At 46.3% G+C, this 17417-nt stretch carries 18 protein-coding genes, 1 tRNA gene and 1 pseudogene; 9 read left to right on the top strand and 11 right to left on the bottom strand.

Translation table 11 applies throughout. The annotated features are described in order from the left end of the window. Position 1: 1 nt before the first annotated feature. Positions 2–934 carry a branched-chain amino acid ABC transporter permease gene (locus tag ICN27_RS04835; protein WP_216269152.1) on the bottom strand — a complete coding sequence of 311 codons (933 nt, stop codon included), beginning with the start codon at positions 932–934 and terminating at the stop codon, positions 2–4. Between the two features lie 46 nt (positions 935–980). After that, positions 981–2132 carry a branched-chain amino acid ABC transporter substrate-binding protein gene (locus ICN27_RS04830; RefSeq protein ID WP_216269151.1) on the bottom strand — a complete coding sequence of 384 codons (1152 nt, stop codon included), beginning with the start codon at positions 2130–2132 and terminating at the stop codon, positions 981–983. 367 nt (positions 2133–2499) lie between these two features. Here ICN27_RS04830 and ICN27_RS04825 point away from each other — a divergent pair, with 367 nt between their 5' ends. From ICN27_RS04825 to ICN27_RS04800, 6 genes are all read left to right on the top strand, one after another. Beyond that, the gene (locus tag ICN27_RS04825) at positions 2500–3492 is read left to right on the top strand and encodes a tripartite tricarboxylate transporter substrate binding protein (RefSeq protein ID WP_216269150.1); all 993 of its coding nucleotides are present in this window, start codon (positions 2500–2502) and stop codon (positions 3490–3492) included. Positions 3493–3520: 28 nt separating this feature from the next. Then, entirely contained in the window at positions 3521–5041 is a 1521-nt protein-coding gene (locus tag ICN27_RS04820) for a class I adenylate-forming enzyme family protein (RefSeq protein ID WP_216269149.1), read from the top strand. Positions 5042–5051: 10 nt separating this feature from the next. Next, complete coding sequence (locus tag ICN27_RS04815; RefSeq protein ID WP_216269148.1) at positions 5052–5837, top strand: citryl-CoA lyase; 786 nt, start codon at positions 5052–5054, stop codon at positions 5835–5837. A 2-nt stretch (positions 5838–5839) separates the two neighbouring features. Next, a complete protein-coding gene (locus tag ICN27_RS04810; RefSeq protein ID WP_216269147.1) occupies positions 5840–6580 on the top strand; it encodes an SDR family NAD(P)-dependent oxidoreductase in 741 nt (246 codons plus the stop codon). Beyond that, positions 6581–7417, top strand: a complete 837-nt coding sequence (locus ICN27_RS04805; protein WP_216269146.1) for an SDR family NAD(P)-dependent oxidoreductase — start codon at positions 6581–6583, stop codon at positions 7415–7417. A gap of 72 nt (positions 7418–7489) precedes the next feature. After that, positions 7490–8452 (top strand): tripartite tricarboxylate transporter substrate binding protein, encoded by a 963-nt coding sequence (locus ICN27_RS04800; protein WP_215310152.1) that lies wholly within the window; start codon positions 7490–7492, stop codon positions 8450–8452. 67 nt (positions 8453–8519) lie between these two features. Here the strand turns inward: ICN27_RS04800 and ICN27_RS04795 are convergent. The 8 genes and pseudogenes from ICN27_RS04795 to cysS form a co-directional block, all read right to left on the bottom strand. Continuing rightward, a tRNA-Ser gene (locus ICN27_RS04795) sits at positions 8520–8614 on the bottom strand. Positions 8615–8675: 61 nt separating this feature from the next. Beyond that, positions 8676–9926: an aspartate kinase gene (locus ICN27_RS04790; RefSeq protein ID WP_215327025.1), complete on the bottom strand. Its 1251-nt coding sequence runs from the start codon at positions 9924–9926 to the stop codon at positions 8676–8678. 83 nt (positions 9927–10009) lie between these two features. After that, positions 10010–10309, bottom strand: coding sequence for a tRNA lysidine(34) synthetase TilS (tilS, locus tag ICN27_RS10505; RefSeq protein WP_370624485.1), 300 nt, complete (start codon positions 10307–10309; stop codon positions 10010–10012). After that, positions 10240–10386: a hypothetical protein gene (locus ICN27_RS10500; protein ID WP_370624484.1), complete on the bottom strand. Its 147-nt coding sequence runs from the start codon at positions 10384–10386 to the stop codon at positions 10240–10242. The genes tilS (ICN27_RS10505) and ICN27_RS10500 overlap by 70 nt, the downstream gene beginning before the upstream one ends. Then, a pseudogene (gene tilS / locus ICN27_RS04785) lies at positions 10364–11323 on the bottom strand (tRNA lysidine(34) synthetase TilS); the annotation flags it as partial. The gene ICN27_RS10500 and the pseudogene tilS (ICN27_RS04785), both read right to left, overlap by 23 nt. Next, complete coding sequence (locus ICN27_RS04780; RefSeq protein ID WP_215310149.1) at positions 11289–12260, bottom strand: acetyl-CoA carboxylase carboxyltransferase subunit alpha; 972 nt, start codon at positions 12258–12260, stop codon at positions 11289–11291. The pseudogene tilS (ICN27_RS04785) and the gene ICN27_RS04780, both read right to left, overlap by 35 nt. 9 nt (positions 12261–12269) lie before the next feature. Then, positions 12270–12926, bottom strand: coding sequence for a DNA-3-methyladenine glycosylase (locus tag ICN27_RS04775; protein ID WP_216861222.1), 657 nt, complete (start codon positions 12924–12926; stop codon positions 12270–12272). A gap of 16 nt (positions 12927–12942) precedes the next feature. Then, on the bottom strand, positions 12943–14364 hold the full coding sequence (cysS, locus tag ICN27_RS04770; RefSeq protein WP_216269144.1) for a cysteine--tRNA ligase: 1422 nt from the start codon (positions 14362–14364) through the stop codon (positions 12943–12945). A gap of 61 nt (positions 14365–14425) precedes the next feature. Between cysS and ICN27_RS04765 the strand changes: the two genes are divergently transcribed. From ICN27_RS04765 to ICN27_RS04755, 3 genes are read left to right on the top strand one after another with little or no spacing between them, the layout of a single operon-like run. After that, on the top strand, positions 14426–15247 hold the full coding sequence (locus ICN27_RS04765; protein WP_216269143.1) for a tetratricopeptide repeat protein: 822 nt from the start codon (positions 14426–14428) through the stop codon (positions 15245–15247). A gap of 45 nt (positions 15248–15292) precedes the next feature. After that, on the top strand, positions 15293–15796 hold the full coding sequence (locus ICN27_RS04760; protein ID WP_216269142.1) for a peptidylprolyl isomerase: 504 nt from the start codon (positions 15293–15295) through the stop codon (positions 15794–15796). Continuing rightward, positions 15793–16581, top strand: coding sequence for a UDP-2,3-diacylglucosamine diphosphatase (locus ICN27_RS04755; protein ID WP_216269141.1), 789 nt, complete (start codon positions 15793–15795; stop codon positions 16579–16581). Before ICN27_RS04760 ends, ICN27_RS04755 begins: the two co-directional genes overlap by 4 nt. Before the next feature lie 13 nt (positions 16582–16594). On the opposite strand, the gene ICN27_RS04750 is transcribed toward ICN27_RS04755, so the two are convergent. Then, a complete protein-coding gene (locus tag ICN27_RS04750) occupies positions 16595–17383 on the bottom strand; it encodes an inositol monophosphatase family protein (protein ID WP_216269140.1) in 789 nt (262 codons plus the stop codon). Positions 17384–17417: the final 34 nt, after the last annotated feature.

The raw sequence follows: 17417 nt of genomic DNA, 5'->3' as shown, positions 1-17417 counted from the left end.
CTTACACTCGCTCGCTTGATTTTTCAGAAATCAAACCGGTTGGCTTTAATCCCATGATGATAATAATTACAGTAAATGCAAATACATCCTTATAGGCACTAGGAACATCAGGGAAAATCGCTGGTAGCAACACAGCGCCAATAGTCTGCAGTGCCGCAAAAAGAAAGCCACCCACAATTGCCCCGTAAAAATTTCCAAGGCCACCTACAACAGCTGCAGAAAAACCAATGACGCCTAGCAAAAGCCCCATACTGAAGTTCACTTCGTTGTAATACAAGCCGTTCATTAAGCCAGCCAGGGCCGCCAAGGCAGACCCAAGCATAAATGTGATTAAAACAATTTGACGAAAGTTAATCCCCATGATTCGAGCCGTCTCGCTATCCTGTGCCACTGCTCTGATAGCTAACCCGATCTTACTGCGGGTAATCAACCTTTGAACAGCCACAATACAGATGATTCCCGTTAGCAACAAAATGAGGCTGTCTGAGCGCAAGGTAAACTCCCCAAGGGCGATCCCATCTGTTGGCAGAAGTCTTGGGAAAGGTTTTGGATTAGAGCCATTTGGGTAAAAAAGGCGCACTGCTTCGCGTAAGGCTAAGCCCAACATCAACGTGACGAGTAATGTATTAATGGGGGGAGCCTTTTGCAAAGGCAGAATTAAGTAACGAGCAATCAGAGCACCCAAGAATGCTGCCACCGAGAGACTAATTAAGACAAGTATTAATAGTTGCAGCCATGGGGAGTCAAAGGTACCCGCTATGCCAATATAAGCAGTGAGTCCAGCAAAAGCACCCACCATCAAAATATCGCCGTGCGAAAACTTAATTACATCTAAAACACCGAAGTAGAGAGTAAAACCCACTGCAACAATCGCATAAATGACGCCTAACATTAAGCCGTTAAGCAGATACTGCAAAAATATATCAAACGACATGCACTTTTACCCTCTTTACTTCGGTTACAAAACAGTAAATATAAGCTTATTGCCCTAACTTACGCTGCTTCTTGGCATACAAGCTATCTTCCCAAACAACCCACTTACCATCTTGTGCAACGTACTTAGAAATTAATGGAACGATGTTCTGGCGGCGATCATCAAAACTAACCTTGCCGATAATCGTATCAACATTATTTGTCTTGTTAAGAACATCCATTACCTTCTTCCGATTTGGGCCAGCTTTTTCAATGGCATCCATAATCAAGTTAGCGGCTGTATATGCAAAAGGACCATAAGCTTCAGGCGCGTCTGGATATTTCTGTTGGTTGTACTTGGCTGTAAATTCCAAGCCACCTGGCAGCTTCTCCCAAGGAGCGCCCTCGATGAAAGAAAGTGAGCCCTCTGACAATTTGCCCAAACCTTCAATATAGGCATCAGACTTAATTCCAGATGTTCCTTCGAATACAGCCTTGATGCCCAGGCGATCCATTTGTGTACGAATACGAATACCGATTGGAGTTAGGCCGCCAAAATAAACAACCTCGGGTTTCAAGTCTTTAATCTTCGTCAACTCAGCAGTAAAGTCTTGTTGATCAGCGGTAACGCCGAAAGTACCCAAAATTTGCCCACCATTTTTGGTTAAATATTGAGTGAAGTATTTGTTATGGCCCTTACCGTAATCTGTAGTGTCATGAATAATGACCCACTTTTTATAACCAAGGCCTGTAAGAAATTTAGCCGCAACCTCATTCTGATTAATCATGGTGCCATTGACACGATGAATCTCTTTATAGTCGTTGCCATACGTAATCTCTGGCAATACTGCTCCCCAGACCATTACTGGCAGGCCAAATTTATGATAAACATCCACAGTGCTCATTGCGACTGCTGAGCAATAGTGAGTTACGCCAGCAATGATTGAGTTATCAGCAGCAATCTTTGTAGCAACTTGAACGCCAACGTTTGGCTTGCATTCATCATCTGCAGAAACAAGTTCATACTTATATTTAGCGTTGGGATCTTGGTTACGGAGGCGAACCGCAAGATCAGCCGAGTTTCGACCGCCAATGCCATTAGCAGATACGCCGCCAGTCAAAGGCCCAATGTAGGCTATCTTTACAGTGTCTTTAGCTGAAACGCTTAAGGAAAGGCTGGAACAAAAAGCGAGAACTAAAGCTGAAACAATGGATTTCATAACTAATCTCCTAGGAATTTTTTATAACAATCTACGAATCAGTGTATCAATATTTTGTTTTATAAATATTGATCTGAATCACCCCTTTCTTATGCTCGTTAACCCTAGATAATTATCCCTATGGCTCATAAACAAACAAGTGTGATTTCTTAAAGTATATGGGGTTGATCAATCACTCTGCACCCCATCACTATCTATAGTGGTGCAGAAAGAACTGTATTTGTACACATTGCACCAAATTTGAGGGCCAATGATGTTCTCAAGAATCTACGAGCTCAGAGTTCTCGGGTAATTGGCGGTGTTATAAATGAACCATGGCCAGATATCAATCTGGGGTGTGGGAAGAACTGAATTCAGGAGGAGTGTCATGTCTTTATATTTCGAGAAGCGTAGAGGGTTACTTGTATTACTCACTGCCCTAGCCTGCTCAACGATAGGAGTAGCGCACGCCCAAACGAACGTCAGTTGGCCTGATAAGCCCATCAAGATCATTGTTGGTTACTCCGCTGGAGGGGCTACAGATATATTGGCACGTTTAGTTGCAGTAAAAATGGGTACCACATTGGGTCAGTCTGTGATTGTGGAAAACAAGCCTGGCGCCAATAGCAATGTAGGCGCAGAACTCGTTGCACGGTCACCGGCTGACGGTTATACCCTTTACGCCTTTTCAATTGCCAACACCATCAATATGTCGCTATATCCAAAACTAGGATACGACGCGCTCAAAGATTTAGATCCGATTGGCATGATTGCCAAGATCCCCAATATATTGGTGGTTAACCCAAACCTTCCAATTAAAACAGTCGCAGAATATGTGCGTTATGCCAAGGAATCAAAAGATGGTGTCACTTTTGCATCTTCTGGTAGCGGCTCATCGATTCATCTCTCCGGTGAAATGTTTAAGATGCAATCCAAAATCCAAATGCTACATATCCCGTATAAGGGTAGCGCTCCTGCTGTCACAGATTTACTTGGGGGTCAGGTAGACTCTATGTTTGATAACGCCCCGTCCGCAATGCCTCATATTCAAAGTGGCAAGCTGCGTCCAGTTGGCATTACAAGCGCACAACGATCCCCATTGCTGCCCGAAGTTCCTACACTTGCTGAATCTGGCTACCCCAATTTTGACGTGCAGTCATGGTTTGCCTTGGCTGCCCCTGCAGGAACTCCGAAGCCGATCATTGAAAAGCTCAATGCTGCACTGAATAAGGCCCTCACAGCACCAGATGTCCGTCAACGCCTTCAAGAATTGGGGGCAACACCTGAACCAGGCTCCCCAGAGAAAATGCGTGACTTCGCAACAGCCGAGGTAAAACGCTGGCGTGAAGTAGTGAAAGCATCTGGCGCAAAAGCCGAATAAAACACACCAGAAAGAAGGAAGTCCCAGCATGTTTCCAATCGACTTCTTTTGGCGAGCATCTTTGCGCTGGCCAAATCGTATAGCCATTGATACGCCTAACGGCCCGATTAGCTATGAAGAATTGGCATCCAAAGTGAAGGCGCTTGCTAGTGCTCTTGTGGAATTAGATCCCAAGCTTCAAAGTCGCGTCGCAATTTGCTCCGGTAATAGCGCGGATCACATCATCGCCCTACTGGCGGTGCTTGCCTCAGGCAAAGTATGGGTTCCGCTGAACCCTAAAAGTACCCGACCTGAAATACGACGCATTATCGACATCACAGAACCAAGCCTAGTCATTCATGATCAAGCCTTAGGTGAATTGTTAACCGATGCCCCAGGTATTTTTATTCTTACCGGCATGGATGATGGGCAGGCATCAAACAAAACGATGGGTGGCTTGATCCAACTGCATGATAGCGCCCCGCTACCATCCTTTGATTTACCTTTAGATGCAACCCAAGCGATCAAATTTACTGGTGGCACTACGGGCGCTCCAAAAGGAGTGATGCAACCCTATCGCGCCTGGCTGGCTAATATAACTAACCAGATTCAGTCGTGGGGCTTTGATGAAGATGAGCGCTATATTGTCGCTGCGCCAATTACTCATGGCACATCAACTTATATTTTGCCCATCCTAGCGCAAGGCGGATGCCATGTCATCCTAGATGGGGCTGGTGCTGAAGTAGTTCGCACAGCCTTTAGAGAGCGTGGTGGCACTGCCTCCTTTATGCCACCAACAATGCTATACATGTTGATGGCATTACCCAATGCCTCGCGTAAGGATTTTCCCAAGCTACGCAGACTGATATATGGTGGCGCACCAATGCCCGCTGAAAAAGTGCGTATTGTCCGTGAATTTTTTGGTCCCGTACTTTGTACTACTTATGGTCAAACTGAGGCCCCTCAAATATTAACCATTATGAAACCAGAGGATTTTGAAGATCCTCAAAATTGGGCTGCAGTTGGTTGCGCTACCTGGTTTAGTGATGTCGCAATCATGGCGCCTGATGGAAGTTTCTTACCAACAGGCGAAATTGGTGAGGTAGTGGTTCGCGGCGATCTTCTCATGACAGGCTACTGGCGTATGCCAGAAAAAACTGCGGAAACAATTATTGATGGCTGGCTGCACACTGGAGATCGCGGTTTCATTGATCAGCGTGGCTACCTCTATCTAAAAGACCGCCTCAAGGATATCGTGATTACTGGAGGATTTAATGTGTATCCAGTAGATGTTGAAAATGCTTTAACTCAACACCCCTCCGTTCACGAATGTCTTGTCTTTGGCGTTCCAGATGATAAGTGGGGAGAAAGCGTGCAAGCAGCAGTACAACTTCGCCCTGGCCAACAGGTTGATGAGGCAGCCCTCATTTCTTTTGTGCGCGAACTCTTGGGGCCGGTTCAGACACCAAAACGTATCCACTTTTATGAGAGTTTGCCTCGCTCTAATGTAGGTAAGTTACTCAAGAGCGCCGTCCTTCAAGATATTCTTCATCCCTCAACAAATTCTTAATCAAGTAATCATGACTAATTCATCCAACAAAACGCCAGTAACTAGTTTGTGCACCCATACTCTTACCAGTCTGCACTATCGCGATGCAGACCTTGTCGAAGACTTGATGGGTAAAAAAACGTTTACCGAAGTGATGTTGATGCAAATCTTAGGAAGAACTCCACGACCTGTAGATATCCGAATCACTGACGTTGTACTCATTGTTCTCATGGAACATGGCCTCACACCCAGTGCAATTGCGACGCGATTGATTTACATGAGCGCACCAGAAAATCTTCAAGGAGCCGTATCAGCTGGCTTGCTGGCTGTCGGGAGCTCTTTCATTGGCACCATGGAAAATTGCTCTGGCTTGTTAGATCGAATTACAGCGGCAAGTAACCCCGAAGCTGAAGCACTGGAGATAGCGCAACATTACAAGTCTATTAAGGCAGCAGTTCCAGGATTTGGGCATCATCTCCATAAACCTGTAGACCCACGTGCCTATAAATTATTGGAAATGGGTCGGGCTGAACCAGATCTCCAGGGTAATAAGATCCGCGCACTGGAAATCCTATCGAAAGCAGTCGACACAGTGGCAGGTCGTCCGATTACGATCAATGCAACTGGTGCGGTAGCTGCATTGCTTGGTGAGATTGGCATTCCTACTGCAGTAATGCGTGGCTTTGCCGTCATATCGCGCTCAGCTGGTTTGGTGGCACACATCGTTGAAGAACAACAAAGCCCCTCTGGTCGTTTTATTTGGGATACCGTTGAGCATGCCATTCCTTTCGTGGATGGTGCCAATAAGATTGACTAAAAATGGACTCTCAAAATCAGGTAGCAAAAGAGTATGTATTGATTACCGGTGCTAGCCGTGGCATCGGACGAGCAATTGCTAAGCGCTTGATTGCCGATGGTATGCATGTCATTAACTTTGACAAGATAGCCCCTAAAGAAAGCTTTGCTCATGAGAACTTCTATGAGGTTGATGTATCAAATGAAACGGTATTACGGAGCGCTCTGATAGAGGCGACATTGAAGCACCCAATCACCCGCTTAGTAAATAATGCAGGCATTGTGCGCCCCGCCACAATTGAACAAACAAGCACTGAAGATTTTTATGCAGTGATGAATGTGAATGTCGCAGCAGCCATTATTTGCGTACAGGGACTCCTCCCTGCCATGAAGGCCGCTCACTTTGGGCGTATTGTGAATATCTCTAGTCGTGCCGCCTTGGGTAAAGAAGAGCGCATTGCATATGCCACTTCTAAGGCAGGCTTGCTGGGGTTGACGCGCACATTGGCTTTAGAGCTTGCGGCTGATGGTATTACCGTGAATGCCATTGGACCCGGCCCCATTGCCACAGAGCTCTTTCAGAGTGCAAACCCTCCGAGTGCGCCTGCTACGCAACACATTTTAGGCAGCGTACCCTTGGGTCGCATTGGCCAACCAGAGGAAGTGGCGCATATTGCTGCCTCACTACTAGATCAACGCGCCGGATTTACTACTGGCCAAGTAGTATATGTTTGTGGTGGCATGACTGTAGGACTACACCAATAAATGAGCTCAATTACACATCCTGCCGGCTTACCACTTGACCTCACCGGTCGCATCATTTTTGTCTCTGGTGGCGGTTCAGCCGGGCCGGGCTGGAGTATTGGTAGAGCATCTTGTGTCACCTACGCCAGACTAGGTGCCAAAGTCTGCGTAGTTGATCGAGATGCAGCCTCCGCAGAAGAAACCACCAAGATCATTCTGCAAGAAGGTGGTACTGCTCAGACTTTTGTCGGCGATATTTCTGAAGAAGATGAGGTGAAGCGACTCTTTAGTGAAGCTCGCAATCAATTTGGACCTATTGATGTTTTGCATCACAACGTAGGTATTGGAAAAGTTGGCGGGCCCATGGAAACGAGCGCCGAAGATTTTGATCGCATTCATAAGGTGAATGTTCGTAGCCTCTTACTGGCAGCCCAAGAGGTCTTGCCAGAGATGACATCCCGAGGCACGGGAAATATTGTCGCGATCTCATCGGTAGCGGGTATGCGCTATTTGGGCTACCCGCATCTGGCTTACAGCGTTACCAAGGCAGCGAATACCCAATTTATTCGGATGATTGCTCAACAGTACGCTAGTCAAGGCATTCGCGCCAACACAGTGGTGCCTGGTTTAATTGATACCCCACGCATTGCCAATACCGTAGCGAAGATGTTCTCTGAAAATAGCCTGGAGGAGGCTCGTGCTGCGAGGGATAAGCAGGTGCCTATGGGTCGGTCAGGAACAGCATGGGATGTGGCTCATGCCTGCGCCTTCCTAGTATCGGATGCAGCTGCCTACATCACGGGCACTGAGCTGGTTGTAGATGGCGGCCTTACCGGTAGATACACCCAGCAAAACTAAGGGTAGGCACCCATTTTCCAGTTAAGCCATATTAAGATATTTTTAAGCTTCTTCCAAATCAAAGGGACTCCAATGAACCGCCTCCTACAATTAGGACTCCTCACCTGTTTTTACCTGTTTTGCGGCTCAGCCACTGCTTATCCAAATAAACCCATCACCATCATTGTTCCCCAAGCACCTGGCGGCACAAATGATATTGTGGGTCGAGTAGTTGCGCAGCGACTCGGAGAACAAATCAAATCCTCTGTGATCGTCGAGAATAAGCCAGGTGCTGGCGGTAATATTGGCACTCAGTTTGTTGCCAATGCCCCAAAGGATGGTCACACGCTTTTAATGACCATTAGTAGCGCCCAAGCAATTAATCCTGCCCTCTATAAAAATCCAGGTTTCGATCCAGTCAATGACTTTATTCCTCTAGCCATGGTCGGTTCAGTTCCGAATGTTCTAGTAGTGAATGCTAATTTTCCAGCTAAGAATCTAGATGATTTTTTAAAGCTGGTTAAATCAAAACCCCCGGAGACTTACCAATTTGCATCAGCTGGTAATGGAACGCTAAATCACCTCTTAGGTGAAATGCTCAATCAAAGCTACGGGATAACTTTGCAACACATCCCCTATAAAGGGGTTGCACCAGCACTCAATGATCTCTTGGGTGGGCAAATTCAAATTGCTTTTGCGAGCTTGCCATCTGTTTTGCAATACATCAATACTCAAAAATTAATTGCCCTTGGTGTGAGCTCTGCAAAGCGCTCACCCCTTCTGCCTGATGTCCCATCCATATCAGAAAAGATTCCAGGTTTCTCTGGAACACTTTGGATAGGTTTATTTGCCCCAAAAGGCACGCCGAAGGCCGTCATCAATCAATTACAAAAAGAGATGCAGTTAACCCTGACTAATCCCGAGTTGAGAGAAAAACTGCAGGCCACTGGGGTAGAGCTTGCGAACACGACTCCATCAGAATTTGCCAAACAGCTTCAAGAAGATATTACGCGCTGGGCGAAGATCGTTAAAGCATCGGGAGCTTCTCTTGACTAAACTCTATTAATGCAATGTCAGAGTCAAAAAAATAGAGCCCCGTGGTTAGGGGCTCTTCTATAGCACTTGGCGGAGACGAGAGGATTCGAACCTCCGATCAGAGTTTTAGCCCCGATGCTCCCTTAGCAGGGGAGTGCCTTCGACCAGCTCGGCCACGTCTCCGTATTTCAAACTATTACAACGCCCCACAGTTTAACGGATAACCGCTCCCAAGGGGTTTCTTTTACTTCTGATCAAGCTCAAACGCCTTATGCAAGGCGCGCACAGCTAGCTCCATGTATTTCTCGTCGATCACCACTGAAATCTTGATTTCGCTAGTAGAGATCATAAGGATATTAATGCCCTCTTCCGACAATGTGCGGAACATTTTGCTAGCAACACCTACATGAGAGCGCATGCCGACACCAACTACAGATACTTTAGAGACCTTGGGATCGCCATTAATTTCTTTTGCTTCAATATGGGCTTGCACATTCTTCTTGAGCAAGTCCAATGCTTTTTGATAATCAGCGCGCGGAACTGTAAAAGTAAAGTCTGTCTTACCTTCAAATGATTGATTCTGAATAATCATGTCCACATCAATATTGGCATCTGCAATCGGACCCAAGATTTGATAGGCGATACCTGGGCGATCAGGAACCCCCAGAACGGTAATTTTTGCTTCATCACGCGCAAAGGCGATGCCGGAAATAACTGCGGCTTCCATAGTGCTGTCCTCTTCAAATGTAATCAAGGTGCCCGACTTCATCTCTTGGTCTAAGGGCATCAGTGGATCTGTCAGCGATGACAGAACACGGGTTTTAACTTTGTACTTACCGGCAAACTCAACTGAACGAATTTGCAATACCTTTGATCCTAGACTTGCCATCTCTAGCATCTCTTCAAAGGTAATCTTATCCAAGCGACGCGCATCTTCACAAACACGCGGATCAGTCGTATAGACACCATCCACATCGGTGTAGATCAAGCACTCATCAGCTTTAAGCGCTGCAGCCATTGCAACAGCCGATGTATCAGAGCCGCCACGGCCTAAGGTAGTGATATTGCCATTGGGGTCAACCCCCTGAAAACCAGTGACTACTACGGCACGCCCTGCATTGAGATCAGCAAGGATTTTTTTGTCATCAATACTCTTGATGCGTGCTTTAGTAAATGAGGAGTCCGTATGGACAGTTACCTGCCAACCGGCATAGCTCACAGCATCAACACCTTCACGCAGCAATGCCAAGGCCAATAAGCCAGAACTAACTTGCTCGCCCGTGGAGGCAATTTGATCGAGTTCGCGAGGATTTGCATCAGGATTAATGTCTTTTGCTAAGCCAAGCAAACGATTGGTTTCGCCGGACATCGCTGAAGGCACCACAACCACCTGGTGACCTGCACGCATCCACTTAGCAACGCGTTTAGCGACATTTTGAATGCGCTCAACCGAGCCCATTGAGGTGCCACCATACTTATGAACGATAAGAGCCATAAAAACCGTTGTATTGTCTATTTACAGGGAATTACATTCCCTAGGGTCTAAAAGGGGCTTATTTTACAGGGTTTTATGCTTTGCTATGGCTTCTCAAGCCATACGGGGAGCACTCGCTTGCCAATCGAGACCAGATGCGGGTAACTCGCCCCTACCCCAGCAATGGCTACGAGCTGGTCGTTGATATAAAGAAGCGGGGCCTGTCGCTCCCAAGGTGGCGTATCTGATTCCTGAAAGAGGTTCTTGAGCGTTTTGCGCGGGGTATTAGGTTTGATTTGAAGCTTTTCTGCGCCCTGGCGCGGTCTTTCCTCAATCAAGCCTTGCTCTTGAGCTGTATTGACCCAATCAGCAGACAGGCCAAGTAACTTGCTTCGTGCTGGCACATTTTGGAACACCCACCGCCCCGCCATGCATTGAGTGACCTGCAAGACTCCGCGCCACAAATAAATATTCGCCTCATCATGCTGCCACTCCAAGCTGGAGTCGGTTTTTACAAGCTTCAGGTCTTTCCACCAAGACTCAAGACGTTCCTGAGATGGCATTGCTAGATCATTTAACTTCAACCAATAGCGCATCACATTATTCGCCGCTGGTTGATCTGTCTTTGCAAAGGCTAAGAGAGGCGCTAGCTTTACCTTATTGCCTTGAAAAATACCTTTCCCATCTTGCTTAGCTAGACGATCGAGTAACACTTGGGATTGAGCCAGTAAAGCAGCACTGCGAGCTAGGTTGGCAATTGCACCAGGCTGAATTTTCTCTAACTTCGGAATGATTTCTTTACGAATAGCATTGCGACGATAGCGCGTGTTTTGATTGCTAGGATCTTCTACCCATCGAAGTTTATGTTCCTTAGCGTAGGCTTCTAACTCTGCTCTGCTTTGATTGAGCAATGGGCGCCAAAGAGTAATTGGATTGCCTTGGTTTACGTTGGTGCGATGGAGAGGCATGCCAGACAGACCAGCCACCCCAGAGCCACGTAGGAGTTGCAAGAGCACAGTTTCAGCTTGGTCGTTTTGATGGTGTGCAAGCAACAAATCTTCGACGTCATGCTCGATACATAAATCAGTCAAGGCATCGTAGCGCTCCACCCTCGCTCGAGCTTCAATATTGCCCTGAGCTGAATTAGCAAAATGCAGTAGACGAAAATCAAAATGTACCTGGTATTTTTTGGCTAGACGCTCACAAAACTCCAACCATTGATCAGCAGACTTTTGCAATCCATGATGGATATGAAATACCCAAACCTCAGTTAGGTCATGAGAATTAGCTTTGAGCGCTTTACAAACAGTATCGAGCAACACAACAGAATCAAGCCCACCGCTTAAGGCAAGCCCAATACGTTTGGCTGCTGGTGAAGCCGCCTTAAGACTTGACTTCGATTTCCTTGAACTTGCCATAGCTCATCAAGCGTTCATGGCGACGCTCTAGAAGCGCATCCACCTTCATCCCATCAAAAGTCTTTAGTGAATCAGCCAAAGCTTTACGCATATTATTCATCATCGTGTCGTAATCACGATGTGCGCCACCAATAGGCTCAGGGACAATCTTATCGATTAAGCCAATCGCTTTTAAACGTTGTGCGGTCAAGCCCAATTGCTCAGCAGCTTCAGGTGCCTTATCTGCAGTCTTCCATAGAATGGATGCACAGCCTTCTGGTGAAATTACTGAGTAAGTAGAGTTTTGCAACATCAACACTACATCACCCATCGCAATCGCTAGTGCGCCACCGGAACCACCCTCACCAATAATGGTGGCGATGATCGGCACTTCTAGTTCCGCTTGAACATAAAGATTATGGCCAATCGCTTCAGACTGGTTACGCTCTTCTGCATCAATCCCAGGAAAGGCACCTGGCGTATCGACAAACGTAAATACCGGTAATTTAAATTTTTCTGCCAAGCGCATGACGCGCTTTGCTTTTCGGTAACCCTCAGGGCGACTCATACCAAAGTTTCTTAAAGCACGCTCTTTGGTATCACGGCCTTTTTGGTGGCCAATGACCATACAAGGCTGATCCTGAAAACGAGCTAAGCCAGTAATGATGGATTGATCGTCTGCAAAATTACGATCACCATGGAGTTCATGAAAATCGGTAAACAATGCACTGACGTAATCTAATGTGTAAGGACGCTGAGGATGACGCGCCACTTGAGAAACTTGCCATGGACTTAAATTGGCATAGACATCTTTAGTTAGTTGCTGACTTTTTTCAGTCAGCGTTTTGATCTCATCAGAAATGTCTACTGATGATTCATCTTGCACAAATTGGAGCTCTTCAATCTTTGACTCTAATTCAGCGATTGACTGCTCAAAATCCAGGAAAGTCGTTTTCATAGTTCGATTTTAATATTCAACGGGCTTGGGGTCGATACTTCTCCACATATACCAAGTGGCTACCGTGCGCCATGGGGCCCAATTTGCAGCTACTTCACGGGCTTCATGCCTGCTCACAGGCTCTCCACTGAAATAATTGAGGGAAATGGCCTTAATCAGCCCAACATCGTCTAAGGGGAGAATATTAGGTCTAATCATATTGAAAATCAGGAACATTTCCGCCGTCCAGCGACCAATTCCCCGAATCCCGCACAATTCTTTGATGATGACCTCATCTTCCATGCCTTTCCACTGATTTGCATGTAAACGGCCAGAATCAAAGTGTTCAGCCAAATCACGGATGTACTCCACCTTACGCCCCGATAATCCCGCTGCACGCAAATCCTCAATGCTTAAGGCAAGAATATTTTTAGGGTTTACCTTATTTTTAGATGCGAGTAAAACTTTAGTCCAGACAGATTGAGCTGCAGCAACCGAAATTTGCTGGCCAACGATAGCCCTAGCTAGAGTAGTAAATGCATCACCACGTGTTTGCAAAAAACCTGAGCCATATTTTGGAATCAGTTTTTTTAAAATACGATCATGCTTCATCAACTCAGTACAAGCTTGCTCCCAATAATCGGGGGCAACTTCTTCAATGATGACTTGCTGTGCAACTTTACTCAAAATAGATATTCTTTAATTAGCTTTTGCGCCATTCGGTAATTCCACCAGGCTTATCTTCCAATACTACGCCCTGATCTAATAAAGTCTTGCGAATTAAATCAGCTTGAGCAAAATCTTTAGCCAGTTTTGCAGCCACTCGTGCCGCAATCCGCTCTTCAATAGCAGCGGCAGATAAGCTAGTATCGCCACCACGGGATCCTTCTTGCAAAAATTCAATTGGGTCACGTTGCAAGAAATTCAGAGCTCCAGCCAAGCTTTTGAGAATGCTAGCTAACTGTACCTTCTCTTCACCCTGAGTACGGTTCACTTCACTAGCTAAATCAAACAGAACTGCTATCGCCTCAGGTGTATTAAAGTCATCATTCATCGCATCAGTAAAGCGCTGAGACCATGATGAATGGGTATCTACAGGTTTATCGCTTGTTGTCACTTGCGCTAAAGCCGTGTACAGACGAACCAGTCCAGCGCGCGCCTCTTCAAGCTGTGCATCACTATAGTTAATTGGGCTACGATAGTGGGCACGTAGCATGAAGAAACGCAGGACCTCAGGGTCGAAGCTCTTCAAGACATCACGAATGAGGAAAAAATTACCCAATGACTTGGACATCTTTTCTTCATTTACCCGAATATGTCCGTTATGCATCCAGTAATTGACAAAAGGCTCATCGCTAGCCTGGTGATCTTGACCGTAGAGAGCCCCCTCGCTCTGGGCAATCTCATTCTCATGGTGTGGAAACTGCAAATCAGCGCCACCACCATGGATATCAAAATGTTGACCTAATAAGTCGCATGACATGGCAGAGCATTCAATATGCCATCCAGGGCGACCTTCACCCCAGGGAGATTTCCAACGGGTATCCGCAGGTTCTTCCGGTTTAGCGCTTTTCCATAGAACAAAATCCAATGGATCTCTTTTGCCACCACCAACAGCAACGCGCTCACCGGCATTTAATTCATCCAGAGATTTACCAGAAAGACGACCATATTCTGGGAACAATCGAACGGCGAAATTGACATCACCATCCTCACCTTGATAGGCCAATTCTTTTTCAATCAAGCGACCAATGATGCCCTGCATTTGCACGATGTAATCGGTTGCGCGAGGCTCATGGTCGGGGTGCATTAAGCCCAATTCATTTGAGTCGGCATGCATCGCATCGATAAAACGCTGCGTTAGCACGGAAATGGGCTCACCATTCTCAATCGCGCGATTAATAATCTTATCGTCGATATCGGTAATATTGCGGACGTACACAACCTCATAAGCACTGGCACGTAACCAGCGCACCACCATATCAAACACAATCATCACTCGGGCGTGACCAATGTGGCAAAAGTCATAAACCGTCATTCCGCAGACATACATCTTCACCTTGCCTGGTTCAATGGGTTTAAAGTCCTGCTTGGAACGACTGAGAGTGTTATAGATTTGCAGCATAGAGGCTATAAAGGGTGGGCAAGTAGCGCCAATTTGTTAGACTGAGCGCTGAGTATATCGAATGAGCCCGTTTTTCACCCCACACCCTATGCCAGCTAACCATTTTTCACTACGTCCAGCCCAGCTGGGTGGCTTGTGCGCCATTTTTGTCATTTTGTCACTCACGGGCTGCAGCACCCCTGGACAACAGTTAGCAGAGGCTGAAATTAAGGCGTTAAATAGTGCCCCCGCTAGTGCTCAAGGCACCCAAGCACCCTATCTGGGATCTTATGGCCCCAATGACCCTCCAAGACTTGCTGGTAATGACGCTGGATATGATCAATTTAACGCTGAGCTGTCAGACTCTGTCGCTGTGCCGTTTTTATCCTTTTTAATTATTGAGCCCGATCCCGTCACTAAAAATGGGGTACCGTCCGATATTGAAAAGTTAGTCAAAGCCAAAAAATATCCTGAAGCCATCGAAAGTATTAATAAGCAACTAAAGAAAACGCCGGGTAATGTGCAGTTACGTTACGTCAAAGCACGTATGCAGATAGAAATGCGTCAGTGGGTAGAGGCTAAAAAGACTCTAATTAAGATTACCCAGCAATTTCCGGAACTACCTGAGCCCTATAACAACTTAGCCGCGCTAGCCGCAAATCAAGGTAGCTGGATCGAGGCAAGAGATTATTTAGAGCTCGCCTTGAAATTACGTCCGAGCTATACAGTTGCCTCTGCTAACTTGGGTGAGGTCTATATTCGCCTTGCTACGCAAGCCTATGACAATGCCGCGAAGGATGCAGTCTTAAATCAGCGTCAATACACCAATCGTGCAAAAGCATTGATGGAGATACTGAAACCACCAAAAAAGGTGGTTGAACCCATGGCACCCGTCTCAAAATAATTTTTTAGTATTTTTATCCTCTAACACACAGAAAGTGAATTCATCATGACTAAGGTTCTGCTTAAGACAAATAAGGGCGACATCACCCTCACACTGGATGCTGCTAAAGCGCCAAAGACTGTTGCTAATTTTGTGCAGTACGTCAAAAGTGGTCACTACGATGGCACAATTTTCCATCGCGTGATTGATAATTTTATGATTCAAGGTGGTGGCATGACTACTGGCTTAAAAGAAAAATCGTCTGGCGCCCAAATTGAGAATGAGGCAAATAACGGCCTCAAGAACGAACGTGGCACAGTAGCTATGGCTCGCACTAGCGACCCACACTCTGCTACCGCGCAATTTTTCATTAACGTCAATGACAATGATTTCTTAAACCATACCGCTCCTAATGCTCAAGGTTGGGGTTACGCTGTTTTTGGCAAAGTCACCGATGGTCTTGATGTGGTTGACGCTATTCGTAAAGTTAAAACTGGTAATGCTGGCTTTCATCAAGATGTTCCTGCGGAAGACGTCCTCATTGAAAAGGCCAGTGTTCTCGAGGAATGATTCCGCAATTCGCGAGCGCACTGCTCATTTCTGATTTACATCTCACGCCGTCAATGCCCTTGACGGCACAACGCTTCTTTGATTTTTGTGAAAAAGATGCCCCTAAAGTAGAAGCGGTATTGATCTTGGGCGATCTATTTGAGTATTGGGTTGGGGATGATGCTGCGCTACATTCACCTTTTCAACAAGAGGTAAAAAATGCGCTTGCAACGCTGTCAACTAAAGTAAAAACCTATTACCTTCACGGTAATCGGGACTTTTTAGTTGGCAAGCATTTTTTAAGTAAAACCGGCATGACCCTAATGTCTGATCCCAGCAAGATCAGTATTGCTGGATCTGAATATGTTCTCTGTCACGGTGACTCTCTTTGCACTGCAGATATTGGCTATCAAGTTTTCCGTAGCTGGGTTCGCAAACCTTGGATCCAAAAAGTATTCTTGAAAATGCCTTTGAACTGGCGTCGCTCTATTGCCAATCATCTACGCAGTAATAGCAGTGTGCAATATCAACGGTCAATGAAATCTTCAGTTGAAGGTGCGCAAGCCAAAACAAACGTCACCTTGGCTGCCTGCGCAGCAGTTCTCAGAGATCAAGCTGGGAATCAATTGATACATGGTCACACCCATCTCCCTAAACACCATCAAGAGCATCTACAAGATCAAGAATGGCAACGCTGGGTCTTATCAGACTGGGATTTAGATCACCCTGAGAGTGGGCGACCGCGTGCAAGCGCCCTATTGATTAATCAAGACGGTGTACGTTACATCGATCTGATCAAGATTTAATACTGCCGCCTCATTAGCAGGTGGAATATTTAGATAAGCACTGCACCATCTGAGCAAAAATGCGTGGGTTCGCGCACATCACTTCACCGCTTTGCAGGAAGCCTTCTTCACCGCGGTAGTTACCAACAAGTCCGCCAGACTCAGTAATCAGTAAAGCTCCTGCAGCCATATCCCATGGCTTGAGATCGCTCTCAAAAAACCCATCATAACGACCAGCAGCTACATAGGCTAAGTCAAGAGAAGCGGCTCCAGGACGACGCAGGCCGGCACATTGGCGCGACATATCTGCGAAGATTTTTAAATACTTTTCCAGATCTTGATCCTCACGATAAGGAAAGCCTGTGCCCAATAAGGAATTAGCCAAACGATCTTGCGTGGCAACACGTAAACGCCGACGGTCTAAATAAGCACCAGCACCACGCGTAGCAGTGAATAACTCATCACGAGTCGGGTCGTACACTACGGCCTGTTGGGTTACACCATTTACAGACAATGCAATAGAGACTGCATATTGCGGGAAACCGTGAATGAAGTTAGTTGTCCCATCCAGCGGATCGATGATCCAAACATTTTCAGCGTCCGTGTTTTGGGCACCAGTTTCTTCGGCTAAGAATCCATGCGAAGGATAGGCCTCGCTGAGCGTTTCGATAATGGCTGCTTCAGCCTGTCTGTCCACCTCAGTTACGAAATCATTATGTTGTTTGCGGTCAACCTGAAGTCGCTCTAAATTGAGAGAGGCTCTATTAATCACGGTTCCGGCACGACGGGCAGCCTTAACGGCCACATTTAACATGGGATGCATAGTATTGATGGACAAATTAAATAAGAACAAGCTC

Source organism: Polynucleobacter sp. Nonnen-W13 (assembly GCF_018881735.1).
GTDB lineage: Bacteria > Pseudomonadota > Gammaproteobacteria > Burkholderiales > Burkholderiaceae > Polynucleobacter.
This window is presented reverse-complemented; position numbering and strand designations above follow the sequence as displayed.

Excerpts from the sequence above, each read along its gene's own strand:
- ICN27_RS10500 (WP_370624484.1), bottom strand. The coding sequence starts at position 10,386 with ATGAGGCGAATATTTATTTGTGGCGCGGAGTCTTGCAGGTCACTCAAT.
- ICN27_RS04810 (WP_216269147.1), top strand. The coding sequence starts at position 5,840 with ATGGACTCTCAAAATCAGGTAGCAAAAGAGTATGTATTGATTACCGGT.
- cysS (WP_216269144.1), bottom strand. The coding sequence starts at position 14,364 with ATGCTGCAAATCTATAACACTCTCAGTCGTTCCAAGCAGGACTTTAAA.
- ICN27_RS04760 (WP_216269142.1), top strand. The coding sequence starts at position 15,293 with ATGACTAAGGTTCTGCTTAAGACAAATAAGGGCGACATCACCCTCACA.
- ICN27_RS04825 (WP_216269150.1), top strand. The coding sequence starts at position 2,500 with ATGTCTTTATATTTCGAGAAGCGTAGAGGGTTACTTGTATTACTCACT.
- ICN27_RS04755 (WP_216269141.1), top strand. The coding sequence starts at position 15,793 with ATGATTCCGCAATTCGCGAGCGCACTGCTCATTTCTGATTTACATCTC.
- ICN27_RS04790 (WP_215327025.1), bottom strand. The coding sequence starts at position 9,926 with ATGGCTCTTATCGTTCATAAGTATGGTGGCACCTCAATGGGCTCGGTT.
- ICN27_RS04750 (WP_216269140.1), bottom strand. The coding sequence starts at position 17,383 with ATGCATCCCATGTTAAATGTGGCCGTTAAGGCTGCCCGTCGTGCCGGA.
- ICN27_RS04800 (WP_215310152.1), top strand. The coding sequence starts at position 7,490 with ATGAACCGCCTCCTACAATTAGGACTCCTCACCTGTTTTTACCTGTTT.
- ICN27_RS04780 (WP_215310149.1), bottom strand. The coding sequence starts at position 12,260 with ATGAAAACGACTTTCCTGGATTTTGAGCAGTCAATCGCTGAATTAGAG.
- ICN27_RS04765 (WP_216269143.1), top strand. The coding sequence starts at position 14,426 with ATGAGCCCGTTTTTCACCCCACACCCTATGCCAGCTAACCATTTTTCA.
- ICN27_RS04835 (WP_216269152.1), bottom strand. The coding sequence starts at position 934 with ATGTCGTTTGATATATTTTTGCAGTATCTGCTTAACGGCTTAATGTTA.
- ICN27_RS04815 (WP_216269148.1), top strand. The coding sequence starts at position 5,052 with ATGACTAATTCATCCAACAAAACGCCAGTAACTAGTTTGTGCACCCAT.
- ICN27_RS04820 (WP_216269149.1), top strand. The coding sequence starts at position 3,521 with ATGTTTCCAATCGACTTCTTTTGGCGAGCATCTTTGCGCTGGCCAAAT.
- ICN27_RS04805 (WP_216269146.1), top strand. The coding sequence starts at position 6,581 with ATGAGCTCAATTACACATCCTGCCGGCTTACCACTTGACCTCACCGGT.
- ICN27_RS04830 (WP_216269151.1), bottom strand. The coding sequence starts at position 2,132 with ATGAAATCCATTGTTTCAGCTTTAGTTCTCGCTTTTTGTTCCAGCCTT.